General features: G+C 53.5%; 26 protein-coding genes and 1 pseudogene. 15 read left to right on the top strand and 12 right to left on the bottom strand.

The annotated features are described in order from the left end of the window. The first annotated feature begins 33 nt into the window (after positions 1 to 33). The 6 genes and pseudogenes from OGX94_RS05720 to OGX94_RS05745 all read left to right on the top strand — a co-directional run bounded on the left by OGX94_RS05720 (position 34) and on the right by OGX94_RS05745 (position 5,535). The gene (locus OGX94_RS05720; RefSeq protein WP_257662248.1) at positions 34 to 1,167 is read left to right on the top strand and encodes an amidohydrolase/deacetylase family metallohydrolase; all 1,134 of its coding nucleotides are present in this window, start codon (positions 34 to 36) and stop codon (positions 1,165 to 1,167) included. Further along, positions 1,151 to 2,269, top strand: a complete 1,119-nt coding sequence (locus OGX94_RS05725; RefSeq protein WP_032942188.1) for a DgaE family pyridoxal phosphate-dependent ammonia lyase — start codon at positions 1,151 to 1,153, stop codon at positions 2,267 to 2,269. Before OGX94_RS05720 ends, OGX94_RS05725 begins: the two co-directional genes overlap by 17 nt. After that, complete coding sequence (dagF, locus tag OGX94_RS05730) at positions 2,266 to 3,006, top strand: 2-dehydro-3-deoxy-phosphogluconate aldolase (RefSeq protein ID WP_257662249.1); 741 nt, start codon at positions 2,266 to 2,268, stop codon at positions 3,004 to 3,006. Before OGX94_RS05725 ends, dagF begins: the two co-directional genes overlap by 4 nt. A gap of 21 nt (positions 3,007 to 3,027) precedes the next feature. Then, positions 3,028 to 4,941 (top strand): BglG family transcription antiterminator, encoded by a 1,914-nt coding sequence (locus OGX94_RS05735; RefSeq protein ID WP_003830372.1) that lies wholly within the window; start codon positions 3,028 to 3,030, stop codon positions 4,939 to 4,941. A 77-nt stretch (positions 4,942 to 5,018) separates the two neighbouring features. After that, positions 5,019 to 5,261 (top strand): type II toxin-antitoxin system RelB/DinJ family antitoxin, encoded by a 243-nt coding sequence (locus OGX94_RS05740; RefSeq protein ID WP_003830370.1) that lies wholly within the window; start codon positions 5,019 to 5,021, stop codon positions 5,259 to 5,261. Beyond that, positions 5,251 to 5,535, top strand: a pseudogene (locus OGX94_RS05745) (type II toxin-antitoxin system RelE family toxin). Before OGX94_RS05740 ends, OGX94_RS05745 begins: the two are co-directional and overlap by 11 nt. Before the next feature lie 3 nt (positions 5,536 to 5,538). On the opposite strand, the gene nrdG reads toward OGX94_RS05745, so the two are convergent. From nrdG to treR, 5 genes are all read right to left on the bottom strand, one after another. Next, a complete protein-coding gene (gene nrdG, locus OGX94_RS05750; RefSeq protein WP_048227187.1) occupies positions 5,539 to 6,003 on the bottom strand; it encodes an anaerobic ribonucleoside-triphosphate reductase-activating protein in 465 nt (154 codons plus the stop codon). A gap of 120 nt (positions 6,004 to 6,123) precedes the next feature. Beyond that, positions 6,124 to 8,262: an anaerobic ribonucleoside-triphosphate reductase gene (nrdD, locus tag OGX94_RS05755; RefSeq protein WP_003830363.1), complete on the bottom strand. Its 2,139-nt coding sequence runs from the start codon at positions 8,260 to 8,262 to the stop codon at positions 6,124 to 6,126. Positions 8,263 to 8,670: 408 nt separating this feature from the next. Beyond that, positions 8,671 to 10,323 carry an alpha,alpha-phosphotrehalase gene (gene treC, locus OGX94_RS05760; protein WP_257662250.1) on the bottom strand — a complete coding sequence of 551 codons (1,653 nt, stop codon included), beginning with the start codon at positions 10,321 to 10,323 and terminating at the stop codon, positions 8,671 to 8,673. A 49-nt stretch (positions 10,324 to 10,372) separates the two neighbouring features. Then, positions 10,373 to 11,791, bottom strand: coding sequence for a PTS trehalose transporter subunit IIBC (gene treB / locus OGX94_RS05765; protein WP_048215055.1), 1,419 nt, complete (start codon positions 11,789 to 11,791; stop codon positions 10,373 to 10,375). A 157-nt stretch (positions 11,792 to 11,948) separates the two neighbouring features. Beyond that, positions 11,949 to 12,896, bottom strand: a complete 948-nt coding sequence (gene treR / locus OGX94_RS05770; protein ID WP_003830358.1) for a trehalose operon repressor TreR — start codon at positions 12,894 to 12,896, stop codon at positions 11,949 to 11,951. A 191-nt stretch (positions 12,897 to 13,087) separates the two neighbouring features. On the opposite strand from treR, the gene mgtL reads away from it, so the two are divergent. From mgtL to OGX94_RS05790, 5 genes are all read left to right on the top strand, one after another. Then, on the top strand, positions 13,088 to 13,141 hold the full coding sequence (gene mgtL / locus OGX94_RS24795; protein WP_223240846.1) for a mgtA regulatory leader peptide MgtL: 54 nt from the start codon (positions 13,088 to 13,090) through the stop codon (positions 13,139 to 13,141). Between the two features lie 144 nt (positions 13,142 to 13,285). Next, on the top strand, positions 13,286 to 15,994 hold the full coding sequence (mgtA, locus tag OGX94_RS05775; RefSeq protein ID WP_197385335.1) for a magnesium-translocating P-type ATPase: 2,709 nt from the start codon (positions 13,286 to 13,288) through the stop codon (positions 15,992 to 15,994). Positions 15,995 to 16,369: 375 nt separating this feature from the next. Next, positions 16,370 to 17,347 carry a TRAP transporter substrate-binding protein gene (locus tag OGX94_RS05780; RefSeq protein WP_257662251.1) on the top strand — a complete coding sequence of 326 codons (978 nt, stop codon included), beginning with the start codon at positions 16,370 to 16,372 and terminating at the stop codon, positions 17,345 to 17,347. Between the two features lie 62 nt (positions 17,348 to 17,409). After that, entirely contained in the window at positions 17,410 to 17,919 is a 510-nt protein-coding gene (locus OGX94_RS05785; RefSeq protein WP_043018240.1) for a TRAP transporter small permease, read from the top strand. A 30-nt stretch (positions 17,920 to 17,949) separates the two neighbouring features. Further along, positions 17,950 to 19,236: a TRAP transporter large permease gene (locus tag OGX94_RS05790; RefSeq protein ID WP_257662252.1), complete on the top strand. Its 1,287-nt coding sequence runs from the start codon at positions 17,950 to 17,952 to the stop codon at positions 19,234 to 19,236. Between the two features lie 91 nt (positions 19,237 to 19,327). On the opposite strand, the gene ridA is transcribed toward OGX94_RS05790, so the two are convergent. The 5 genes from ridA to pyrL form a co-directional block, all read right to left on the bottom strand. Then, positions 19,328 to 19,714, bottom strand: coding sequence for a 2-iminobutanoate/2-iminopropanoate deaminase (gene ridA / locus OGX94_RS05795; protein WP_000047544.1), 387 nt, complete (start codon positions 19,712 to 19,714; stop codon positions 19,328 to 19,330). A 76-nt stretch (positions 19,715 to 19,790) separates the two neighbouring features. Beyond that, on the bottom strand, positions 19,791 to 20,252 hold the full coding sequence (gene pyrI / locus OGX94_RS05800) for an aspartate carbamoyltransferase regulatory subunit (RefSeq protein ID WP_003025816.1): 462 nt from the start codon (positions 20,250 to 20,252) through the stop codon (positions 19,791 to 19,793). Positions 20,253 to 20,265: 13 nt separating this feature from the next. Continuing rightward, positions 20,266 to 21,201, bottom strand: coding sequence for an aspartate carbamoyltransferase (gene pyrB, locus OGX94_RS05805; RefSeq protein WP_003025818.1), 936 nt, complete (start codon positions 21,199 to 21,201; stop codon positions 20,266 to 20,268). 2 nt (positions 21,202 to 21,203) lie between these two features. Beyond that, positions 21,204 to 21,257: a pyrBI operon leader peptide gene (locus OGX94_RS24800; RefSeq protein WP_106875647.1), complete on the bottom strand. Its 54-nt coding sequence runs from the start codon at positions 21,255 to 21,257 to the stop codon at positions 21,204 to 21,206. Next, the gene (gene pyrL, locus OGX94_RS05810) at positions 21,238 to 21,339 is read right to left on the bottom strand and encodes a pyr operon leader peptide (protein WP_003025819.1); all 102 of its coding nucleotides are present in this window, start codon (positions 21,337 to 21,339) and stop codon (positions 21,238 to 21,240) included. Before pyrL ends, OGX94_RS24800 begins: the two co-directional genes overlap by 20 nt. A 238-nt stretch (positions 21,340 to 21,577) precedes the next feature. Between pyrL and OGX94_RS05815 the strand changes: the two genes are divergently transcribed. Further along, a complete protein-coding gene (locus tag OGX94_RS05815) occupies positions 21,578 to 22,030 on the top strand; it encodes a YhcH/YjgK/YiaL family protein (RefSeq protein WP_048215052.1) in 453 nt (150 codons plus the stop codon). Between the two features lie 106 nt (positions 22,031 to 22,136). Here the strand turns inward: OGX94_RS05815 and argF are convergent, their stop codons facing one another. Further along, a complete protein-coding gene (gene argF / locus OGX94_RS05820) occupies positions 22,137 to 23,141 on the bottom strand; it encodes an ornithine carbamoyltransferase (RefSeq protein WP_003830265.1) in 1,005 nt (334 codons plus the stop codon). Continuing rightward, positions 23,111 to 23,206: a putative translational regulatory protein ArgL gene (gene argL, locus OGX94_RS24935; protein WP_370867251.1), complete on the bottom strand. Its 96-nt coding sequence runs from the start codon at positions 23,204 to 23,206 to the stop codon at positions 23,111 to 23,113. Before argL ends, argF begins: the two co-directional genes overlap by 31 nt. A gap of 98 nt (positions 23,207 to 23,304) precedes the next feature. Here argL and rraB point away from each other — a divergent pair, with 98 nt between their 5' ends. The 3 genes from rraB (at position 23,305) to OGX94_RS05835 (ending at position 25,536) form a co-directional block, all read left to right on the top strand. Next, a complete protein-coding gene (gene rraB, locus OGX94_RS05825) occupies positions 23,305 to 23,730 on the top strand; it encodes a ribonuclease E inhibitor RraB (protein WP_003025845.1) in 426 nt (141 codons plus the stop codon). Positions 23,731 to 23,781: 51 nt separating this feature from the next. Continuing rightward, a complete protein-coding gene (gene miaE, locus OGX94_RS05830) occupies positions 23,782 to 24,540 on the top strand; it encodes a tRNA isopentenyl-2-thiomethyl-A-37 hydroxylase MiaE (protein WP_257662253.1) in 759 nt (252 codons plus the stop codon). 165 nt (positions 24,541 to 24,705) lie between these two features. Continuing rightward, complete coding sequence (locus OGX94_RS05835; RefSeq protein WP_257662254.1) at positions 24,706 to 25,536, top strand: topoisomerase II; 831 nt, start codon at positions 24,706 to 24,708, stop codon at positions 25,534 to 25,536. Positions 25,537 to 25,550 lie beyond the last annotated feature (14 nt).

Below are 25,550 nucleotides of genomic sequence, written 5' to 3' on the forward strand. Positions count from 1 at the left end.
ACACGACCGCCCCCATTTCAACAGGAGAGAGACATGTTTGATTTACTCCTGCGCCGTGCGTGCCTCGTTGACGATACGGTGAGCGATATTGCGCTCAAAGACGGCAAGATCGCGGCGTTGGGTGACGTTGATGGTCCGGCGCTGAAAACCATCGAGCTGGGCGGTGAGTGCTACGTCAGCGCAGGCTGGATTGACTCCCACGTTCATTGCTACCCGAAATCCCCGATTTATCACGACCAGCCGGATAGCGTCGGTATTGCGACCGGCGTCACTACCGTGGTGGATGCGGGCAGCACCGGGGCGGATGACATCGACGATTTTTACACCCTGACCCGGGAAGCTGCGACCGAAGTGTACGCGTTGCTGAATATCTCCCGCGTGGGGCTTATCGCCCAGAACGAGCTGGCCAACATGGCCAATATTGACGCTGATGCGGTGCGAGAGGCGGTGAAACGCCACCCTGATTTTATCGTCGGTCTGAAGGCACGTATGAGCAGCAGCGTAGTCGGTGAAAATGGCATCACGCCGCTGGATCGCGCCAAAGCGATGCAAGCACAGAACGGCGACCTGCCGCTGATGGTGCATATCGGCAACAACCCGCCGAATCTCGATGATATCGCTGAGCGCCTGAGCGCGGGTGACATCATTACCCACTGTTACAACGGTAAGCCGAATCGCATTCTGACGCCGCAAGGCGAGCTGCGGGCGTCAGTGACGCGGGCGATTTCACGTGGCGTGCGTCTGGACGTTGGGCATGGCACCGCCAGCCTGAGCTTTGCGGTGGCAAAACGCGCGATCGGCCTGGGCATTTTGCCGCACACCATCAGCTCCGATATTTATTGCCGCAACCGTATCAGCGGCCCGGTACATTCCCTGGCGAATGTGATGTCGAAATTCCTCGCCATTGGGATGTCGCTTCCGCAGGTCATTGAATGCGTTACCGCCAATGCCGCCGATGGTCTGCGCCTGAAACAGAAGGGGCGGCTGCAGGTCGGTCTGGATGCCGATTTAACCCTCTTTACGCTTAAGCGCCAGCCAACCGTGCTGGTAGATGCAGAAAACGACAGCCTGCAGGCTGAACAACTGCTGGTGCCGCTTGCCGCAATACGTGCGGGCAAGGGCTATATGACCGAACAAGGGAGCGCGGAACATGCCTTCGATTTTTGAGAAATACGATTTAAAACAGGTGATTAATACCTCCGGCCGCATGACGGCGCTCGGCGTTTCCACGCCGCGACCAGAAGTGGTTGAAGCCGCGATGGCGGGGATGAACCAATATTTCGAGATGAAAGACCTGGTCAATAAAACAGGCGACTACATCGCGAAATTACTGGAAGTGGAAGGGGCAACGGTTGTCTCTTGCGCCTCGGCCGGGATCGCCCTGTCGGTGGCTGGCGTATTGGTTAAAGATAGCGACTGGCTGCTGGAGAACCTGCACGTCACGCCCATTGAAAACAACGAAATCGTGCTGCCCAGAGGTCACAACGTCAACTTTGGCGCTCCGGTAGGCACCATGGTGGCGCTTGGCGGCGGCAAGTTAGTGGAAGCCGGTTATGCCAACGAATGTTCCGCGGCGCAGCTGGCGGCGGCCATTACACCGCGTACGGCGGCCATTCTGTATATCAAATCTCACCATTGCGTCCAGAAAAGTATGCTCAGCGTGGAGCAGGCCGCGGTGGTGGCGCGTACGCATAATCTGCCGCTGATCGTGGACGCGGCGGCGGAAGAGGATTTGCAGTGCTATTACCGGGTTGGTGCAGATCTGGTGATTTATAGTGGCGCCAAGGCGATAGAAGGACCAACCAGCGGTCTGGTGATAGGTAAAACCCAGTACGTTGAGTGGGTGAAGCGCCAGACGGCGGGAATTGGCCGGGCGATGAAGGTGGGCAAAGAGGGAATTCTTGGACTGACCTGCGCCATCGAACTGTATTTGAACGCGCAGAAAGAGAGCGGCGCGGAGATGGTCGAGAAAATGACGCCGTTCATTAATGCCTTGAACCAGCTTAACGGCGTGAGCGCCCGTGTGGTGTGGGATAGTGCAGGGCGTGACATCGCCCGCACGGAAATTAAGTTTGATGAAGCGGTAACCGGGATCGCCACGGGGGAACTGGTCGACGCGCTGAAACAGGGGGAGTACGCGATTTACTTCCGTGGTTACAAAGCCAACGAAGGCATTATCGAAGCTGATGTGCGCAGCGTCGATCGCGCGCAGCTGGAGATTGTGGCCCGTCGAATTGGTGAAGTGATTTCGCAGGAGAAAAACGCATGAAACTGACCCCTAACTTTTATCGCGACCGCGTCTGCCTGAACGTGCTGGCAGGCTCCAAAGAAAATGCCCGGGATATTTACGCGGCGGCGGAAGGACACGTGCTGGTTGGCGTGTTGTCAAAAAATTACCCGGATGTCGCAAGCGCGGTAGCGGATATGCGTGAATACGCGGCCCTTATCGACAATGCGCTCTCCGTGGGGCTGGGGGCGGGCGATCCTAACCAGTCGGCGATGGTCAGTGAAATCTCCCGTCAGGTGCAGCCCCAGCATGTTAATCAGGTCTTTACCGGCGTGGCCACCAGTCGCGCGCTGCTGGGCCAGCAGGAGACAGTGGTCAACGGTCTGGTCTCGCCAACCGGCACGCCGGGCAAGGTGAAAATCTCCACAGGTCCGTTGAGCAGCCAGACGCCGGACGGTATTGTACCGGTAGAAACCGCGATTGCGCTGCTCAAAGACATGGGCGGTAGCTCAATTAAATACTTCCCGATGGGCGGCCTGCAATGCCGTGACGAGTACATTGCGGTCGCGCAGGCCTGCGCCCGTCATGACTTCTGGCTGGAGCCAACCGGCGGTATCGATCTGGATAATTTCACTGAAATCCTGCAAATTGCCCTCGATGCCGGAGTGAGTAAAATCATTCCTCACATCTATAGTTCGATTATTGATAAGGTGAGTGGTAACACTCGTCCGGACGACGTACGCCAGCTGATGGCGATGACCCGGGCCTGCGTAGGCTAACTGACTGATGAGGAAACTGACGTGCGATTCCCCAACCAACGTTTAGCACAGCTGTTTGACATGTTGCAAAACGAAGCGCTTCCGCAGGACGAGCTGGCGCAGCGGTTGTCGGTTTCCACACGCACCGTACGGGCGGATATCACCGCGCTAAACGCGCTGCTCACCCAGTACGGCGCACAGTTTGTCCTCAGCCGGGGTAATGGTTATCAGCTCAAAATTGACGACCCGGCAAGCTTTCACACCCTGCAAACGCAGCAGCCCAATACGTTGCTGCGCATCCCACGCACCAGCCAGGAACGGATACACTGGCTGGTGGTGCGTTTTCTGACATCGGCTTTCTCGCTGAAGCTGGAAGATTTGGCTGATGAATGGTTTATCAGCCGCGCGACGCTGCAAAACGATATGGCTGAGGTGCGCGAGCATCTGCAACGTTATCATCTGACGCTGGAAACGCGTCCCCGTCACGGCATGAAGCTGTTCGGCAGCGAAATGGCGATCCGCGCCTGTTTGACCGATCTGCTGTGGACGCTGGCGCAGCAGGATCCGCAGCATCCGTTAGTGACGCAAGAAGCGCTGAATGCGGGGCTCCCTGAACAGTTGCAACCCGTTTTGCAGGACATTTTTGCCCGTTTCCATATTCGTCTGACCGATGAGGGCGAGCTGTTTTTACGCTTGTACTGCGCGGTGGCGGTACGGCGGATTAGCGAAGGATATCCACTCCCGGATTTTGCCGCAGAAGAGGCCGATCAATCGGTGTGCCTGGCCACGCGGGAAATCGCGGCGGTATTGCACCGCCTGGCAGACAAACCGCTTTCCGTTTCCGAAGAAAACTGGCTACAGGTGCATATTGCTGCCCGCCAGGTACAAGAGATCGCGCCCAGTGCTATCAATGCGGATGATGATGAAGCGTTGGTCAATTACATCCTGCGTTTTATCAACAGCCAGTACAACTACAACCTGTTGAATGACAAACAGTTACATGCTGACCTGCTGACGCATATTAAGACGATGATCACCCGGGTGCGTTACCAGATAATGATCCCCAATCCGCTGCTGGAAAATATTAAACAGCACTACCCCATGGCGTGGGACATGACGCTGGCCGCCGTCTCGGGATGGGGAAAATATACGCCGTACACCATCAGTGAAAATGAGATTGGCTTCCTTGTGCTGCATATTGGCGTCGGGCTGGAGCGTAGTTACAACATCGGTTACCAGAGACAGCCGAAGGTTCTGCTGGTATGCGATGCCGGAAATGCGATGGCGCGGATGATTGAAGCGGTACTGGCGCGTAAGTATCCGCAGATAGAGATCGTCGATACCGTAACGCTTCGCGACTACGAACAGCGGGAAAGCATCAGCGAAGATTTTGTCATCTCTACCGCGCGGATTGGTGAAAAAGATAAACCGGTGGTGATGATTGCGCCGTTCCCTACCGATTATCAGCTGGAACAGATTGGTAAACTGGTGCTGGTCGACAGAACCCGTCCGTGGATGTTGAACAAATTCTTCGATGCCGCCCATTTTCGTGTGATTGACGAGCCAATGGATCAACAAACGTTGTTCAAAACCTTATGCCGTCAGTTGCAGGATGAAGGTTTTGTCGACGCGGAGTTTCTTGATTCGGTGGTTGAGCGTGAGGCCATCGTCAGCACCATGTTGGGTGACAGCATTGCCTTGCCGCACGCCCTTGGTCTGCTGGCAAAGAAAACGGTGGTCTACACCATCCTCGCCCCACAGGGTATCGCCTGGGGCGATGAAACGGCCCACGTGATCTTTTTGCTCGCCATCAGCAAGAGTGAATATGAAGAGGCGATGGCTATCTACGATATCTTCGTCACCTTCCTGCGCGAACGCGCGATGACGCGACTCTGTGCGTGTCGCAATTTCACCGAGTTCAAAGCGGTTGCGATGGAGTGTGTGAGCCGTTTTTGAGAGGCGTTATCCAGAATTCGATGTAATGCGAATGTAATGCTAAACTGCATTACATATTCGATTTTACTGGAGGCATAATGGCCACGCTGAACGTCCGTCTGGATGACAAACTCAAAAATGAGGCTTATGCCGTGCTGGAAAAACTGAATATTACTCCAACGGAAGCTGTGCGATTACTGTTTCAGTACGTCGCGGAAACGGGGCGCATGCCGGTGAAAACCGTCACCCTTAGCGACAGTGAAGATGCACTCATTCAGACAGTCCGGGAAAGACTTGCCAGTCCGCAAAAGGGAATCAAGGTTAGTCTGGATGACTTATGAACTGGAATTCGACCCGAGAGCCTTAAAAGAGTGGCATAAACTGGGTGATACGGTGAAGGCTCAGTTTAAGAAGAAGTTGGCCGATGTGTTGTTGAACCCCGGAATTGACTCTGCCCGTTTAAATGGTCTTCCTGACTGCTAGAAAATTAAGCTTAAATCGTCCGGGTACCGTCTGGTGTACCAGGTTCGGGATGAGGTTGTGGTCGTGTTTGTTGCCGCGGTAGGTAAGCGAGAACATTCAGCCGTTTATCACGATGCAAACAAACGGCTTTAGCGATTAACGCAAATGATGTACAACCTGGTTGCTGCTGCCGCGCCAGATCAGTGCCGGGTCTTTAAGATCCTGCACAAATTTACCATCGACCAGCACGTTGATGAGATCCACCACCTGCATTTGTGCGGCGTTGAGTTCATCAAGCTTGTAGCCGGTCCACACCCAGATATCTTTCCCCGGACACTCAGCGTGAATACGCTGTACCAGTTGCAGGATATCCGGCACGTTTTGCGGATGCAGCGGATCGCCGCCGGACAGCGAAATACCCTGGCGAGGGATTCGCGTGTCGTTCAGATCGGCAATGATCTTGTCTTCCATCTCTTTGGTAAACGGCTGGCCGGAATTGAGTCGCCAGGTGCTTTTGTTATAGCAGCCAGGGCATTCATGCACGCATCCCGACACAAACAGGGTGCAGCGAGTACCGGGGCCGTTAACGATATCGACGGGATAGTATTGATGGTAGCGCATAGCGGGTGTCCAGAAAGCATGTAGGCCGGATAAGGTGCTTGCACCGCATCCGGCAACATTGTGATGCCTGATGACGACGCGACTGCGTCTTATCAGGCCTGCGACCTTTGCAAACGGAAATTAACCTATCTGCCCATTACCTAAATGCTTAACGCGGCGCTTCACTTCTTCCTGCTTACCGGCGTTAAACGGACGAGCGTCCGGGCTGCCTAAATAACCGCATACGCGGCGGGTGACCGACACGCGTGCGGCGTCGTGGTTACCACATTTCGGGCAGGTAAAGCCTTTGCTGGTGCACTCGAACTCACCGGTAAAGCCGCACTCGTAGCATTCATCGATTGGCGTGTTGGTCCCGTAATACGGCACGTGCTGATAGCTGTAATCCCAGACGTCTTCCAGTGCTTTCAGGTTGTGCTGAATGTTCGGGTACTCGCCGTAGCAAATGAAGCCTCCGTTCGCCAGCGGCGGGTACGGCGCTTCAAAATCGATCTTGTCGTACGGGTTAACCTTTTTCTCCACGTCGAGGTGGAAGCTGTTGGTGTAGTAACCTTTGTCGGTAACACCCGGTACCACGCCAAACTCGGCGGTATCCAGACGGCAGAAACGATCGCACAGGTTTTCACTTGGCGTACTGTACAGACTAAAGCCGTAGCCGGTTTCGTCTTTCCACTGATCGACCGCCTGACGCAGACGTTCCACAATGGCGATAGCTTTAGCGCGAAGCTGCTCGCTGTCGTACAAGTGTTTGTCGCCAAACAGCGCGTTGATGGTTTCGTGAATGCCGATGTAACCCAGAGAAATCGACGCGCGGCCGTTTTTAAAGATTTCAGACACGTCATCGTCTGCTTTCAGACGCACGCCGCAGGCCCCTTCCATATACAGGATCGGTGCAACGCGGGCCTTCACGCCTTCCAGACGTGCAATGCGGGTCATCAGCGCTTTACGCGCCAGGATCAGACGGTCGTCGAGCAGTTTCCAGAAGGTGGCTTCATCGCCATGAGCTTCCAGCGCGATACGCGGCAGGTTAAGGCTGATAACGCCGAGGTTGTTACGGCCATCGTGGACCTGTTCGCCGTTCTCGTTTTCCCATACGCCCAGGAAACTGCGGCAGCCCATCGGCGTTTTGAACGAGCCGGTCACTTTAACCACCTGATCGTAGTTCAGGATGTCCGGATACATACGCTTGCTCGCGCACTCCAGCGCCAGCTGCTTGATGTCATAGTTCGGATCGCCAAACTTGTGGTTCAGACCGTCACGAATCGCAAACACCAGTTTCGGGAACACGGCGGTTTTACGATTTTTACCCAGGCCGGCAATGCGGTTACGCAGAATGGACTGCTGGATCAAACGCGATTCCCAGCTGGTTCCCAGGCCGAAACCGAAGGTAACGAACGGCGTCTGACCGTTGGCGGTATGCAGGGTATTCACTTCATACTCAAGGGACTGGAATGCGTCGTAGCACTCTTTCTCGGTACGGGAATGCGCATAACCGTCGGCATCTGGGATCTGCCACTCTTCAGCGGTTTTGCGATGCTTATTAAAGCTCTCGGTCACGAACGGTGCGAGAACTTCGTCAATACGGTTAATGGTGGTACCGCCATAAATATGGCTGGCAACCTGCGCGATAATTTGCGCGGTGACGGCCGTCGCGGTGGAGATGGATTTTGGCGGCTCAATCTCCGCGTTACCCATCTTAAAGCCCTGCGTCAGCATACCTTTCAGGTCGATCAGCATGCAGTTAAACATTGGGAAGAACGGAGAGTAGTCGAGATCGTGATAGTGAATATCACCACGCTCGTGCGCCTGGACGACATCACGCGGCAGCAGGTGTTGACGCGCATAGTGTTTGGCGACGATACCGGCCAGCAGATCGCGCTGGGTCGGGATCACTTTGCTGTCTTTGTTGGCGTTTTCGTTCAGCAGAGCAGAGTTGGTTTGCTCAACCAGACCACGAATTTCCTGGTTCAGACGGCCACGTTTTTCACGCTGTATATCACGGTCGTGGCGATATTCGATGTACGCACGGGCGAGTTGTTTGTACGGACCAGACATCAGCTGGTTTTCTACCGCTGTCTGGATCTCGTTGATATCGACCTGGCTGCGCTCATTCATCTGGCTACTAACGACTTCTGCGACGGTGGCACAGTAATCTGCGTCATCGACTCCCGCTGCTTTAGCTGCACGCAGAATGGCTTCTTTGATGCGCTCTGATTTAAACGGCACTTTACAGCCATCTCGTTTCATCACATGCGGTGTCATGATCACTCCATATTTATAAGAACAGGTTATCCACAGAGGTTGGAGAAGCGGCCATGGCTTTATTCATCTATCTGGCCAATGACTTCCCGCAATACTGACCCACTTTATCCACAATTCCACCGTTAAACGGTGCACTGTAGTTGTAGCAATTGTAGTCGATTAATACAACATATTGGGTCGGCGTGCATTTTAAGTTCTATATGTAGTGATTTGCATCAAGGATGTTTACGATTTATTTGATGTAGCGCAAAGTAAAAATCGGAGCGTACAGATGACGGGCAGTACAGCGATTGTAAATTGTGGGCAGAAAATTCTGATTAATTATTCAACAAAAACAGGAAGCTAAGCTAAGCGTATATAGCAACGCCCGGTAGCGCTATGCGTACCGGGCCTGAACATAATTGCAAGCTATTTTTGCAACCACCAGACGGCCTCAAAAGGACGCAGTGTCATGTCCCCAGGTTGGCTGGCAACCTCGGCATAGTTGTGCATCAGGACCTGCCAGTTTCCGTCGGTCTGGGCTGGCTGCCAGCTCTGGAAGGTATCGCTCAGATTGGCAATGACCAGCAGCCGCTGCCCTTGCCACTCTCGTTGATAGCACCACAGATGCGGGCTGTCCGGTAGCAGATCCTGGTAGTCGCCCCAGGTGATAACCGGCTCCGCTTTGCGCAATGCGATCAGCTTCTGATAGGTGTAGAACACCGAGTCAGTATCGTTCAGTGCAGCCGCCACGTTGATGTCTGCCGCGTTGTCACACAGATTGATCCACGGCTCGCCGCAGGTGAAGCCCGCGTGTTTGCTGGCATCCCATTGCATCGGCGTGCGGCTGTTATCGCGTGATTTACTGGCGAGGATCGCCAGCAGCTCTTGCGCATCGCGTCCCTGGCCGTTCAGGGCGGCAAACATGTTATGGCTTTCCACATCGCGATAATCGGTAATCTGGCGGAAGTGCGGGTTGGTCATACCGATCTCTTCACCCTGGTAGATATAGGGGGTGCCCTGCATGCCATGCAGCACCATCGCCAGCATTTTGGCCGACGGAACGCGGTATTTACCTTCATCGCCAAAACGCGACACGATGCGCGGCTGATCGTGGTTACACCAGAATAATGCGTTCCAGGCCTGATTGTGCATGCCCTGCTGCCAGTGGCGGAACAGGGTTTTCAGCGCCATATAGTCGGGTTTTGCTAACGTCCACTTCTCGCCGTTGGGGTAATCCACTTTCAGGTGGTGGAAGTTAAAGGTCATCGACAGTTCGCTACCATCTTGTGCGGCGTACTGCTGGCAATGTTCCAACGTGGTGGATGACATTTCGCCGACCGTCATCAGGTTGCGTGGGGTAAAAACATCGCGGTTCATCTCACGCAAAAATTCATGCGCGCGTGGGCCGTCGGTATATAAACGCCGTCCATCGCCGTCGGGATCGTTCGGGAAGTCCTGGTCTTTAGAGATAAGATTCACCACGTCGAGGCGCAGTCCGTCCACGCCGCGATCGGCCCAGAACTCGCAGACTTTTTTTAGCTCGGCGCGGACCGCCGGGTTTTCCCAATTCAGGTCGGCTTGCTCCGGAGCAAAGAGGTGCAGATAGTACTGCTCGCTTTCGGCGTGCCAGTCCCAGGCGTTGCCGCCAAACTTGGAACGCCAGTTATTCGGCGGGCAGTCTGGCGTGCCGTCGCGCCAGAGATAAAACTGACGATACGGGCTGTCTTTATCCAGCGCTTCACGAAACCAGGCGTGCTGGGTTGAGGTGTGGTTAAACACCATGTCGAGAATAATACGGATGCCGCGTGCTTTCGCCTGTACCACCAGTTCGTCAAAGTCTTCCAGCGTGCCGTAGGCCGGATCGACAGACGTGTAGTCTGCGACGTCGTAACCGTTATCAACCTGCGGCGAAATATAGAACGGCGTCAGCCAGATGGCATCAACGCCCAGCTTTTGCAGATAGTCGAGGCGCTGCGTCACGCCGCGTAAATCTCCGGTGCCGCTGCCGGTGGTGTCCTGAAAACTCTTGGGGTAAACCTGATAGATAACGCCGTTTTGCCACCAGTGGGGAATATTCATGGTTGTTTCCTGGAAATACGCTGGGGCGCAACTGCGCCCCGAAGAAAAGTTAGACAATCTGTAATGTGCCCAGACGGTGTTTACGCTGGTAAACGAATGAGGTCAGTACCATTGGGATGACAATCGCAATGACCATCGCCATGCCAAAGACCTGCCAGTAAGTCGGCTGGATGGAGAGGATGCCCGGCAAACCGCCGACGCCAATCCCGTTCGCCAGCACACCGTTCAGGCCGCACAGCAGTCCGGCGAGACCGGAACCGATCATCGCGCACAGCATCGGGAAGCGGTATTTCAGGTTGATCCCATACATCGCTGGTTCGGTTACCCCGAGATAAGCGGAGATCGCGGCAGGAACGGAAATTTCACGTTCGTTGTGTTTGCGACTGGAGATAATGATCCCGACCACCGCAGAGGCCTGAGCGATATTCGACAGGGCGATCAGTGGCCATACCGGCGTGCCGCCCATGCTCTGAATCATCTGCATGTCGATAGCCAGCGTGGTCTGATGCACACCGGTGATCACCAGCGGGGCGTACAGGAATCCGAACAGCGCCGCGCCGATCGGGGCAAAGCTGCCGGTCAGCAGATGACGGACCGCAAACGCGACACCGTCGCCAATCATGCGGCCAAATGGACCGATAAAGGCATGCGCAAGGAATACCGCAAGGATCAGCGAGCACACCGGGACGATCACCAGATACAGGTAATCCGGGACGATGCGCTTCATGCGTGTTTCAATAAACCCGAGCGCCAGCCCGGCCAACAGTGCCGGAATGACCTGCGCCTGGTAGCCCACTTTCTCAATGCTGAACAGGCCGAAGTTCCACACGTCCGGCACCTGCTGACCGAGCAAATAGGCGTTCATCAGTTGCGGAGAAACCAGGGTCACGCCCAGCACAATACCGAGGATCGGCGTACCGCCCATTTTCTTCACCGCCGACCAACAAATCCCGACCGGCAAATAGAAGAAGATCGCTTCGCCAATCAGCCACAGGAAGTCATAGAGGGTTTTCAGCGAAGGATGCATCTGCGCCAGCGTCTGCCCGTTACTCATGGGCAGATCGCCGATCACGTTACGGAAACCTAAGATCAGGCCGCCGCTAATCAGCGCTGGCAGCAGCGGGAAGAAGATCTCCGCGAAGTGAGAAATCAGCTGCTCGTGCCACTTCATGTTCTGCCGCGCCGCTTTCTTTGCCTGCTCTTTGTCGGCACTGGCTTGTCCGGTGGTCGCCAACAGCGCTTTGTAGTAATCGCCCACCTCGGTGCCAATTACCACCTGAAATTGCCCGGCGTTGGTGAAGCAGCCTTTGACCATTGGCAACAATTCGATCTCTTTCGGCCTGGCGTTCGCAGGCTGATTCAGCACAAAACGCAGGCGAGTAATGCAGTGGCTCACCGTAGCGATATTGTCGCGCCCGCCAACCAGCTCAATCAGCCGGTCGATGTCTGCTTGTTTTATTTTGCTCATGATGGTGTGTGTTCCCCGTAGACCGGAAAAGACGCTGTTGCGTCGTCATTCGGCAACTCTCTCGTTGTTGACGCCAGAGTATATCTTCGATGAATTTTTAAAAATGGGAACGTTCCCGAAACGCAGCGAAGATCACAAATTAATGCTCAGAAAGCGATCAGGAGAGGGTGGAAGGAATAACGATTTGTCGTGGTTCGCTACGGCCGTTGATCTGTTCGATCAGCTGCGAGGCCGCTTGTCGCCCGGCTTCGGCGTATCCTGGATCGACGGTGATAATTTCCGGATGGAGGAATTTCATCAGCGGCGTGCTGCCCACGCTTGCCAACTGCAGGTTCTCTATTCGCTGCTCCTGCAAGTATTTGCTGACGCCAAGGGCAAGGGTATCCGTCGCACAGACTAAGGCGGTGGTTTCCGGGGTGATGACGTTGGCGGCCTGTTCATAGCCCTGCTTCATGGCCAGACCAGGTAGCGCTGCCACAGGATGCAGTTTATGTTTTTTACAGAATGCCAGGTAGGCCTCATGGCGGCGTTTACCAGTGGTCACATCGCTATGCGGAACACCAAGAAAGCTAATATGGCGATGCTCGCGTTCGTATAAACGCTGCATCAGGGTACGAATGGCACCCTCATCGTCATAGCAGACGGAGGCAAAGCCTTTTGCATCTCTTGCCAGCAGCACCAGAGAATCCTGCCAGGAGGCGAGCATGGTTTCAGTAATGCCGGTAAAACCGAACAGCACCACGCCATCAATGTTACGGCGTCTGAGCATGCCGAGATGTTCTTCAACCAGCTCGGGCGAGAACTGGCTTTCCATCATGATCGGATCGTAGCCCTGTTCATAAAAGGCGGGCAACATGGTCTGCACGGCGAGATTTTCCGAAAGCGAGTCCAGACGCGTGACGATAATCGCCACCACCTTGTCGCTTTGTCCGCGCATGGCGCGTGCGGAGCGGGAAGGGGAAAAACCGTGCTGATTCATCACCGCCTCAACGCGTTCGCGGGTGCGTTCACTCACGCCGCTTTCATTGTTGAGCACACGGGAAACGGTTGATTTTCCCACACCGCTTAAGCGGGCGATGTCTTTAATGGTCAGCCGATTTTGCATCCTGTTTTCCCATGTTGCGTGTGAAGTTATGCCAAATAGAGAATAACTTTACTCAAGCGCAGTGCAATGGGCAAAGTCTGGTATATGTTTGGTTTAGTTTCCATGGTTTATCATACCGCCATAATTGCCACAAACCTTATGGTTTTCTGCGTATAATCCGCAGCGCAAATCATTCACTTACCGGAGGCTATATGGATCCCGATCCCACCCCTCTCCCGAGATGGAGAAACAACCCTTTCCGGTAAGCTTGTCTTTCACTGTCTTACCGGAACTGTAAGACAGTGACGTTCTGACGTCCCTGTTGTGATTTTAATATTGCCACCAGGCAAGGCTTTGCCACGCCTGAAGGATTTACTGCGCCTGTTTATACTGGTGCAGAGGGACTGCCTATGTTCAAAAATATAACCCGCCAGCTGTTTGCCCGGCTAAACCGCCATTTACCGCATCGTCTGGTGCATCGTGATCCATTGCCGAATGCTCAGACCGTTGCCAGTACGCCGATCCCGCCATCGCTGAGCGAACATTGCCTGAAAATGGCGCTGATGGACGAAGAAGCGCTGTGGAAAACGTTCGGCGCTCATCCGGAAGGCTTAAACGCCGCAGAAGTCGAAAACGCCCGCGAAATACATGGCGAGAACCAGTTGCCGGCGCAGAAGCCGTCGCCCTGGTGGGTGCATCTGTGGGTCTGCTATCGCAACCCGTTTAATATACTGCTGACCATTCTCGGGGCGATTTCCTATGCCACCGAAGATCTGTTTGCCGCTGGGGTCATCGCCCTGATGGTCGTCATCTCTACGCTGCTGAATTTTGTGCAAGAGGCGCGTTCCACCAAAGCGGCTGATGCGCTGAAAGCGATGGTCAGCAACACCGCCACGGTGCTGCGCGTTATCAACGAGAAAGGGGAGAACGGCTGGGTTGAACTGCCGATCGACCAGTTGGTTCCCGGCGATGTCATCAAGCTGGCGGCAGGGGATATGATCCCAGCCGATTTGCGCGTGGTGCAGGCTCGTGACCTGTTCGTGGCCCAGGCTTCGCTGACCGGTGAATCGCTGCCGGTGGAGAAAGTGGCAACCAGTCGCGATCCGCAGCAAAGCAACCCGCTGGAATGCGATACCCTGTGCTTTATGGGCACCAACGTAGTGAGCGGCACGGCGCAGGCCATTGTGATTTCAACCGGCGCCAATACCTGGTTCGGGCAACTGGCAGGCCGCGTCAGCGAGCAGGAAAGCGAGCAGAATGCCTTCCAGAAAGGGATCAGCCGCGTCAGCATGCTGCTGATCCGCTTTATGCTGGTGATGGCGCCCATCGTGCTTATCATCAACGGCTACACTAAAGGCGACTGGTGGGAAGCGGCGCTGTTTGCCCTGTCTGTGGCGGTGGGACTGACACCGGAAATGCTGCCGATGATCGTCACCTCAACGCTGGCGCGTGGGGCGGTGAAGCTGTCAAAACAAAAGGTTATCGTTAAACACCTCGACGCTATCCAGAACTTTGGCGCGATGGATATCCTGTGCACCGATAAAACCGGCACCCTGACTCAGGATAAAATTGTACTTGAGAATCATACGGATATCTCTGGAAAGCCCAGCGAACATGTCCTGCATTCTGCGTGGCTGAACAGCCATTATCAGACCGGGCTGAAGAATCTGCTGGATACGGCGGTGCTGGAAGGCGTGGACGAAGAATCAGCCCGCCAGCTCTCGACTCGCTGGCAGAAAATCGATGAGATCCCGTTTGATTTTGAACGTCGCCGCATGTCGGTAGTGGTGGCAGAAGAAACCGATGTACACCAACTGGTCTGTAAAGGGGCGCTACAGGAGATCCTCAACGTCTGTACCCAGGTGCGTCACAACGGTGAGATAGTCCCGTTAGATGACAACATGCTGCGTCGGGTGAAACGCGTCACGGACACGCTGAACCGCCAGGGGCTGCGCGTGGTGGCGGTGGCGACGAAATACCTGCCAGCGCGTGAAGGTGATTATCAGCGTATTGATGAATCAGATCTGATCCTCGAAGGCTATATTGCGTTCCTCGATCCGCCGAAAGAGACCACCGCACCTGCGCTTAAAGCGCTGAAAGCCAGCGGTATTACGGTGAAAATCCTCACTGGCGATAGCGAATTGGTGGCGGCGAAAGTGTGTCATGAAGTGGGCCTGGATGCGGGTGATGTGGTTATCGGTAGCAGCATTGAAGGGTTAAGCGATGATGAGCTGGCTCGGCTTGCTCAGCGCACCACGCTGTTTGCCCGTCTGACGCCAATGCACAAAGAGCGCATTGTCACGCTGCTCAAGCGCGAAGGCCATGTGGTCGGCTTTATGGGCGATGGTATAAACGATGCCCCGGCGCTGCGCGCGGCGGACATTGGTATCTCCGTTGACGGCGCGGTAGATATTGCACGTGAAGCGGCGGATATCATTCTGCTGGAAAAGAGCCTGATGGTGCTGGAAGAAGGGGTGATCGAAGGACGCCGTACCTTCTCTAACATGCTGAAGTACATCAAAATGACGGCCAGTTCGAACTTCGGTAACGTGTTTAGCGTGTTGGTGGCGAGCGCCTTCTTACCGTTCCTGCCGATGTTACCGCTGCACTTACTGATTCAGAACCTGCTGTACGATGTATCCCAGGTGGCGATTCCGTTTGATAACGTCGACGAAGAGCAGATCAAAAAGCCGCAGCGCTGGAATCCTGCCGAGTTGGGCCGCTTTATGATCTTCTTTGGACCGATTAGCTCGATCTTCGATATTCTGACCTTTTGCCTGATGTGGTTCGTCTTCCATGCCAATACGCCTGAACATCAGACGTTGTTCCAGTCTGGCTGGTTCGTGGTGGGCCTGCTGTCGCAAACGTTGATTGTGCATATGATCCGTACCCGTCGCGTGCCGTTCATCCAGAGCCGCGCCGCATGGCCGCTGATGCTGATGACGCTGGTGGTAATGGTGGTGGGCATTGCATTACCGTTCTCGCCGCTGGCCAGCTACCTGCAATTGCAGGCGCTGCCGCTGAGCTACTTCCCATGGCTGATTGCGATTCTGGCGGGTTACATGACATTAACCCAGCTTGTGAAAGGTTTTTATAGCCGTCGCTACGGCTGGCAGTAATCCTCAACGTCTCTGCAGGATGGTGTTAATACCATCCTGCATTTCTCTTTTTCATTCGAAAGATATTCTCCCAAAATATTAGTGTTTTATTTTTATTGAAATGCTAACGGGTGTTATTAGTATCAAATCGCCTTCTTTGCGTTGTTTTTGTATCAATAAAACGATCTGCATTGCAAAAATGAAACAGTGTGCTAAAAATTTTAAGCATCTGCGATTTTTTGTGAACGCAGTCATCGAAATAAATTGTTACACCAGTTAGTCTGCGCAGGTAACGTCGTTAAGAAAGTTTCTCGCTGCCCGTTTTTAATTCCGGCAGTCATTTGCTCTGCAAGCTATTCCTGTTAATGGATATTATGAACTTCTGGAGAAGGACAAATGAAACTGACAAAAAAACTGTTAAGTCTGTGTATTGGCGCGTCTGTATTCCTGGCGAGTCATGCAACGCTGGCACAAACTTTTCGCGCCGCAGATGTGCATCCGGCTGATTACCCGAACGTTGTTGCTGTCAAACATATGGGGGAAAAACTTAGCGCTGCGACCGACGGCCGTCTGGAGATTAAAACCTTTCCAGGTGGCGTGTTAGGCGATGAAAAACAGATGATTGAACAGGCGCAATTAGGCGCTATCGATATTATTCGTGTCTCAATGACGCCTGTTGCCGCCATTCTCCCTGAAATTAACGTGTTTACCCTGCCATATATTTTCCGCGATGAGGACCATCTGCATAAGGTTCTCGATGGCATGATCGGTCAGGAAATTGGCGACCGTCTGACGGCCAATACCAAATCGCGGCTGGTGTTTCTCGGTTGGATGGATGCCGGCACGCGTAACCTGATCACCAAAAATCCGGTGGTGAAACCGGAAGATTTACACGGTATGAAAATCCGCGTTCAAGGAAGTCCGATAGCGCTGGATACCCTGAAAGCGATGGGCGCTAACTCCGTTGTCATGGGCGTCAGTGAAGTATTTAGCGGCATGCAGACCGGCGTTATTGATGGCACGGAAAATAACCCGCCAACGTTTGTTGCGCATAACTATTTGCCGGTCGTGAAAAACTATACCTGGAGCAAACACTTTATTATTCCTGAGCTTTTTCTGTTTTCGAAAGCTAAATGGGATAAGTTGAAAAAAGAAGATCAGGATCTCATTATTAAACTCGCCAAGGAAGCACAGATAGAGCAACGAAAACTTTGGCATGATTATAATGCGAAATCACTGGAGACCATGAAAGCCAACGGCGTTCAGTTCCACGATATTGATACGGACTATTTCTATAAAGCCACGCAGTCAGTGCGGGATAATTACGGTAAAGACCACCAGGATTTGATCAAACGTATTCAGGATGTGAAGTAATTCATCAGGTGGAGGATATCAACCCTCCGCCTGAATCTTTTGATTAATTCGAGGTGATAATTATGGGTGAATGCTATTCATCGGTAATGGATTTTCTTTATCGGGTGTCAATGTGGATTGCCGGTATCGCATTATTGGTCATGGTCGCCATTATCCCCATTGGCATATTCGCGCGTTATGTTCTGAATAACGCCCTGTCATGGCCTGAACCCGTCGCTATTCTCTGTATGGTGACATTCACCTTTATTGGCGCGGCGGTGAGCTATCGTGCAGGCTCACATATCGCGGTGAGCATGGTGACTGACCGTCTGGGGGATGCTTCCCGCCGTTATTGCTCGGTAATCGCAGACGTTATGTTGGTGGCGATAAGCCTGTTTATCCTCTGGTACGGAACCAATCTCTGTCTTGAACTGTGGGACCAGCCCGTGGCGGAATTCCCGCTTTTAAGCGCCGGGCAAAACTATCTTCCGTTGCCAATTGGCTCTGCCATAACGCTGCTGTTTATCGCAGAAAAGATTTTCCGTGGACCGCAGTACCAACGTCCCGTTGTTATGCTGGGATCGACCAGCTAGTTACCGCCCCCATTTCAGAAAGGAAAGCAGATGGATGCATTTATTCTCGTCTTTACGCTCGGCATTATGCTGGCGATTGGGGTACCGGTAGCGTACGCAGTTGGCATTAGCGCCATCATTGGGGCCTGGTACATAGATATTCCGCTGGAAGCGGTAATGATCCAACTGACCAGTGGGGTGAATAAGTTTTCGCTGCTGGCGATCCCATTCTTTATTCTGGCCGGGGCTATTATGGCCGAAGGGGGAATTGCGCGGCGACTGGTGAACTTTGCCTATATTTTTGTTGGTTTTATCCGCGGCGGACTGTCGCTGGTAAATATTGTGGCATCAACCTTTTTTGGCGCTATTTCCGGATCGTCCGTGGCGGATACCGCGTCCATCGGTTCGGTAATGATCCCGGAGATGGATAAAAAAGGTTATCCGCGTGACTTTGCCGCAGCGGTAACGGCCAGCGGTTCGGTGCAGGCGATTCTTACGCCGCCCAGCCATAACTCGGTTATCTACTCGCTGGCAACCGGTGGCACGGTGTCGATTGCCGCGCTGTTCATCGCCGGGATCCTGCCGGGGCTGCTGTTAAGCCTCAGCCTGATGGTGATGTGTGTGGCGTTCGCGCACAAGCGCGGTTATCCAAAAGGAGAACGTGTACCGTTTCGCCAGGCGCTGAAGATTTTCGTCGATACGCTGTGGGGCCTGATGACCGTTGTGATCATCATGGGCGGTATCCTGTCAGGTATCTTTACCGCAACGGAGTCTGCGGCAATTGCCTGCCTGTGGGCCTTCTTTGTCACCATGTTTATCTATCGTGACTATAAATGGTCTGAGCTGCCGACGCTGATGTTCCGCACGGTGAAAACGGTCACTATCGTCATGATCCTGATAGGCTTTGCCGCTGCGTTCGGTGCCGTCATGACCTATATGCAGTTGCCGATGCGTATCACTGAAGCCTTCACCAGCATCTCGGACAACAAATACGTCATCCTGATGTGTATTAACATCATGCTGCTGCTGATCGGTACGCTGATGGATATGGCACCGCTGATCCTCATTCTGACGCCGGTTCTGCTGCCGGTGACCAACGCGCTCGGCATTGATCCGGTTCATTTTGGCATGATCATGCTGGTGAACTTAGGGATCGGCCTGATTACGCCGCCGGTAGGGTCGGTGCTGTTTGTGGCCAGTGCGGTGAGTAAACAGAAAATAGAGCAGGTGGTGAAGGCGATGCTGCCGTTTTACCTCGTGCTATTCCTGGTGCTGATGCTCGTGACGTACATTCCGGCGATTTCGCTGTTCCTTCCGAAACTGTTTGGTGTGATGTGATAAATGCCCGGTGGCGCTTGCGCTTACCGGGCCTGTAAAGGACCCGTGCATTGGCCGGACGAGGCAAAGCCATCATCCGGCACAAGAAGACTTAGCGACGAACAGCGATCGCTTCAATCTCGATTTTCACGTCTTTCGGCAGACGGGCAACTTCTACGCAAGAACGCGCAGGGAAGGTCGCGTTGTGTTCGGTGAAGAATGCTTCGTAGGTCGCGTTTACAGTTGCGAAATCGTTCAGGTCTTTAACGAAAACGGTCGTTTTTACGATGTCGCCCACTTTCAGGCCTGCTGCTTCAACGATAGCTTTTACGTTTTCCAGCGACTGACGTGCCTGAGCGGACACGTCTTCCGCTACGGCACCGGTTTTCGGATCGACCGGGATCTGACCGGAAGTGATTACCATGCTACCCAGGTCAACGCCCTGAACGTATGGGCCGATTGCTGCTGGTGCATTTTCCGTCGCGATAGTCTTGCTCATGATTTCTCCTGAATTACAGCGGTAGTAGAATGTTCCCGCTCATTATAGGGAGCCGGGATCTCATAACCAACCCCAATTAGTTGGCCAGCACCACATAATGCGAAAACTCTTTTTCACAGTATTTGCATTTGAGTGCGATGTCATCAGCGCGCTTTTTCACTGCAAAACTGGAAGATACTGGTTCAGCATGGCTGATACAGTTGCTGTTTGGGCAAACCAGTACGTTGTCGATACGCTCAGGCAGGCTCGGACGTGATTTACCCACCACGTCGTAATCGTCAATGCGGTTTACCGTTGCCTGCGGGGCGTACAGGGAGAGCTGGTTTACCTGCTCATCGGTCAGGAACGTGTTTTCAATTTTAATCAGGTCCTTACGGCCCATCTCGCCTGACGGCAGGTTCAGACCGATGGTGATACGTTGGTCGGTTTCCGTCAGTTTGAACAGCGTCAGCAGCTTAAAACCAACCTGTGCGGGAATATGGTCAATCACGGTGCCACGTTTGATGGCTTCAACCTGCAGTTTGTTATCGTGTGTCATCTCTTTTTCTCCCTTACAGTGCCAGTTCGCTATTCAGTACCAGTGCCAGTAACGCCTGGCGGGCGAAGATGCCGTTGCCAGCCTGCTGGAAATACCAGGCGTGTGGCGTCTTGTCGACGTCGGTGGTGATCTCATCGATACGCGGCAGCGGATGCAGTACCTTCATGTTTGCTCTGGCGCCGTTCAGATCGCTGGCGCGCAGAACAAACTGCGCTTTCACGTTGGCGTATTCGGACGGGTCCAGACGCTCTTTTTGTACGCGGGTCATGTAGAGGATATCGACCTCCGCCATCACCTCTTCAATAGTGCCGTGCAGGCTCCAGGCGATACCTTTTTCATTCAACATATCCAGAATATATTGCGGCATGGCCAACGCGTCCGGGGCGATGAAGTAGAAACGGTTACCTTCAAACTTCGCCAGCGCCTGGGTCAGGGAATGGACGGTGCGGCCATATTTCAGGTCACCCACCATGGCGATGTGAAGATTGTCCAGGCGACCCTGAGTTTCCTGAATGGTGAACAGATCCAGCAGCGTTTGGGTGGGATGTTGGTTGGAGCCGTCGCCTGCGTTCAGTACCGGAACGTTACCGGAGAACTCCGTAGCCAGACGCGCGGCGCCTTCCTGCGGATGGCGCATTACGATGGCGTCGACATAGGTGCTGATGACGGAAATGGTATCGGCCAGTGTTTCACCTTTTTTGCCCAGAGAGGTGTTGCTGCTGTCAGAGAAACCCACCACGCTGGCGCCCAGGCGGTGCATGGAGGTTTCAAAGGATAAACGGGTGCGGGTTGAGGCTTCAAAGAAGCAGCTGGCGATAACCTTATGCTTTAACAGCTCCGGCTGTGGGTTAGCTTTTAATTTCGCCGCCGTTGCGAGGACCAGATTGAGGTCATCGCGGCTGAGGTCGTTTATGGAAATGATGTGTTTTTGATAGAGCGGATTAGCCATGTTTATCTCCTGACGCCTGGGCAAAAAAAAAGCCCCTCAATTGAGGGGCTCGGAATGGGTGATCAACGGAAAGAAAAACGGCAGGCCAGCGTCCTTTTTCAGACGCGGTAAGACAAAATGTCGTACACACTGAACCATACATCCTCCCGGCAAATTGTCCGCGATTATACTCAGCTCCGTTATGGGATCAAGCGAAAAATGCACAAATTATTCATCGCAAACGATTCTCATGAATATTCATTCACCCTGAATGCCAAACAGTAACAATGAGATAAACATGCGTTGACGCAAAATATCGGCAAATAGCAGTAGTATGGCAGACCATTTTTTCGTATAACAACTAAAATGAAACGATGTTTTAATTAAGGGGTTTGAGATGATTGTCGGCAATATTCACAACCTGGATGCCTGGCTGCCGGAAGAGCTGCGTCAGGCGATTGAACACATTAAAGCGCATGTGACGGATGAGACGGAAAAAGGTAAGCACGACATCGACGGCGATCGTCTGTTTTATCTGATTGCTGAAGATATGACGGAGCCGTTTGCACAGCGCCGCGCCGAGTATCACGCGCGCTATCTGGATATTCAGATCCTGCTCAAAGGTCAGGAAGGCATGACCTTCAGCACGCAGCCTGCGGGCGCGCCGGAAACTGACTGGCTGGCGGATAAAGATATCGCCTTCCTGCCGGAAGGGGTACAGGAGAAAACGGTGGTGCTGAACGAAGGTGATTTCGTGGTGTTTTATCCGGGCGAAGTGCATAAACCGCTGTGCGCGGTCGGTGCTCCAGCGCTGGTACGCAAAGCCGTGGTGAAAATGCGGGTGGCATAAGCGTATTTGCCGGGGGCGGCTTCGCCTTACCCGGCCTACGGGAGCGCGGTTGTAGGCCGGATAAGATGCTCAGCATCGCCATCCGGCATTCTTTTCATCCATGCCCTCACTTCGCCAGCGTCGCCACCATCACCGCTTTGATGGTGTGCATCCGGTTTTCCGCCTGATCAAATACGATACTGGCGGGGGATTCAAAGACCTCATCGGTCACTTCCATTCCGCCGTGCAGACCATATTCCTGTGCCATTTGTTTGCCAAGCGTGGTTTGATCGTCATGAAACGCGGGCAGGCAGTGCAGGAATTTCACCTGCGGATTGCCGGTCAACGCCATCATCGCGCTATTAACCTGGTACTTACGCAGCAGCGCAATACGTTCGGCCCACTTCTCTTTTGCTTCGCCCATTGATACCCAGACGTCGGTATAGATGAAGTCCGCGTCTTTCACGCCAGTGGCGACATCTTCAGTCAGCGTAATATTGCCGCCGTTTTTCTGCGCCAGCGCTTTGCACTCCGCAACCAGACTTTCTTCCGGCCAGCAGGCCTGCGGTGCGACCAGGCGCAGATCCAGCCCGGTTAACGCGGCGGCTTCCAGCATGGAATTGCCCATATTGTTGCGGGCATCACCGGTGTAGACCAGCGTCATCTCATTAAACGCTTTACCCGGCAGGTGTTCCTGCATAGTTAACAGATCCGCCAGCAGTTGAGTGGGGTGAAACTCGTTGGTTAATCCGTTCCACACCGGAACTCCGGCATATTCCGCCAGCGTCTCGACAATCTCCTGACCGTGACCCCGATACTGAATACCGTCGTACATGCGGCCGAGCACGCGGGCGGTGTCTTTGATCGACTCTTTATGGCCAATCTGGCTGCCGCTTGGCCCGAGATACGTCACGCGCGCGCCCTGATCGTATGCGGCAACTTCGAAAGAGCAACGGGTACGGGTTGAGTCTTTTTCGAAGATGAGCGCGATGTTTTTACCGGTGAGCTTAGCGACTTCAGTGCCGTTTTTCTTATCTGCCTTCAGCTGTGCGGCGAGCTGGAGCAGTGACGTGAGTTCAGCAGAGGTGAAATCAAGCAGTTTCAAAAAATGTTTCTGATAAAACGCAGACATGGTTCCCTCACATGGCTTAGGCCATTTATTGAATTAAAATTCAATTTATATGGATGTTTATTCATTTGCAACCTTGTTTAACAAATCTTTCCTGGAAAGGTGGAGGCAATGACAGCGGTATGTGACAATAAGAGTATCGGCAGGACATTATGAGGAACGAGCCATGGCAAACCCGGAACTACTGGAAGAACAGCGTGAAGAAACGCGCTTGATTATTGAAGAGCTACTCGAAGATGGCAGCGATCCAGATGCGCTGTACACCATCGAGCATCACCTTTCCGCGGATGACTTCGAAACCCTGGAAAAAGCGGCAGTAGAAGCCTTCAAGCTGGGTTATGAAGTGACCGAGCCGGAAGAGCTGGAAGTGGAAGAAGGCGACACGGTTATTTGCTGTGACATTCTGAGCGAATGTGCACTGAATGCGGAGTTGATTGATGCTCAGGTTGAGCAACTGATGAACCTGGCTGAAAAATATGATGTGGAATACGACGGTTGGGGAACCTATTTTGAAGACCCGAACGGCGAAGAAGGTGAAGACGGCGACGATGAAGACCTCGTCGACGAAGATGATGACGGCGTGCGTCACTAAGTCATCTACTGACCTGCGGTAGCATCGGCTGCCGCAGGCCAAGGACAACGTATGGATTACCTGCAAATACTTTCCCCGATCTACAACTTCCTGCACTGTAAAACGCCCCAGGCCTGGCTTGATAAAGCGCGAGACCCAGCGAATCTGCCTCTGTTATTGACCGATCACCTCGTCTGTGAGCTGAAAGCGGCGCAAACGGCGATGCTGCTGGTGCGTAAGTATGTCGCGGATAAACAGGGATCGCAGGCGCTGCTGGACTGGCTGAAGCCCTATGAAGCGTTTGCTTTCAGAGAAGGGGATGAGCCGGATTTTATCGCGCTGAATAAACAGATAAGCAAAAGCGTGATGCCGCAAACCGACGACCCGTGGGGACGCAAGCTTATCGACAGCATGGTTTTGCTGATCAAAGAAGAGCTGCATCATTTCTGGCAGGTGCGTGAGGCGATGATGAGCCGCAACATTCCCTATATCAAGATTACCGCCAGCCGTTACGCCAAAGGCATGCTCAAAGAGGTACGCACCCATGAGCCTTTAACGCTAATCGATAAACTGATTTGCGGGGCTTACATTGAGGCGCGTTCCTGCGAACGGTTCGCCGCGCTGGCGCCGTATCTGGATGATAATCTGCAGGCGTTTTATCTGTCGCTATTGCGATCCGAGGCCCGACACTATCAGGATTACCTGGCGCTGGCGCAGCAGGTTTCAGCCGATGATATCAGTAGCCGGGTGCGGTTTTTTGGCGAAGTAGAAGCCGCGTTGATCACCTCTCCTGACGATGAATTCCGCTTCCACAGCGGTGTGCCAGCTTAATTCCTTTCTTTGACGCGCGGTGCTCATCGCCGCGCGGTTTAATCCTTCCTGTTTCTGTTAGCAAAATCTGGTGGCTGGAAATCGCTCGCTGCTGCCGTAATAATCAAAACACACGAAGGGGAAATATATCCCCGTAACAGAGATGATTTGGCATAAGGATGGTTAATGAACTGGGCACACGTTTTGTTGGCAGGTTATATCGGGGCGGTGATTGCTATCGTCGTCGGCATGTTTCGCAAAAAAGGCTGGCTGGGCAAGATCTCCGGCGCGGTGGTTTTTGTGGTGGCGATTATCGCGTGGAATCTGTTTGATGTGCACTACCTGATCCCACGCGAAAGCCCGGATTATGGTCTGACCGAAGAGCAGCAGTTTGAAAAGGCGATGCTCTCCAATCCGGCGTTTCAGGTGATTAAGGAGCAGGAACCTGAGCTGACACAAAAAATTATCAGCCAGGCAGCGCAGATGAAGAAAGCAGGGAGTAGCGAACAGCAGGTTATCGACGCGATACAGCCGCAAATTCTTCAGTTGCAAATGGCAAGATTACAGCAGGCGCCAGATGCCAATGTCATTGAATATATGAAAATTAACCTTGAGCAGATCGCTGCTGTGGCCAAAATCGGTGATGACGAATGCTTCCGCTTTCTGTTTCCGGCAGTGAAAGGGGGGATTAACCCGGCACGTCTGGTTCCGCATGCGATCATGAACCGTCGTATGGCGAGTGATATGAGTATGATGCGTGCTGCCTATGGTCCGAACAAACATACGGTCGCGGCAGAAGAGAAACAGCTGGCGTTGCAGGATCTGCAAGCAATAAGCCCTGGGTTAGTACAGCGCTATGGGCCGGATATTCAGATCATGGCCGATCCGACTAAAGCGATCGACAAAGAGAAGATTGCCTGTGAGATAGTGCAGGATCTCTGGTCTCAGGTGCTGAAGCTGCCAACCGCCCGCGCGGCTGGCGTTATTCGACTGATGCTCTCAGCCGAGATGCAGTAACGCGGCTAAAGCTT

The organism is Citrobacter sp. Cpo037, assembly GCF_030332945.1.
Lineage (GTDB): Bacteria > Pseudomonadota > Gammaproteobacteria > Enterobacterales > Enterobacteriaceae > Citrobacter > Citrobacter portucalensis.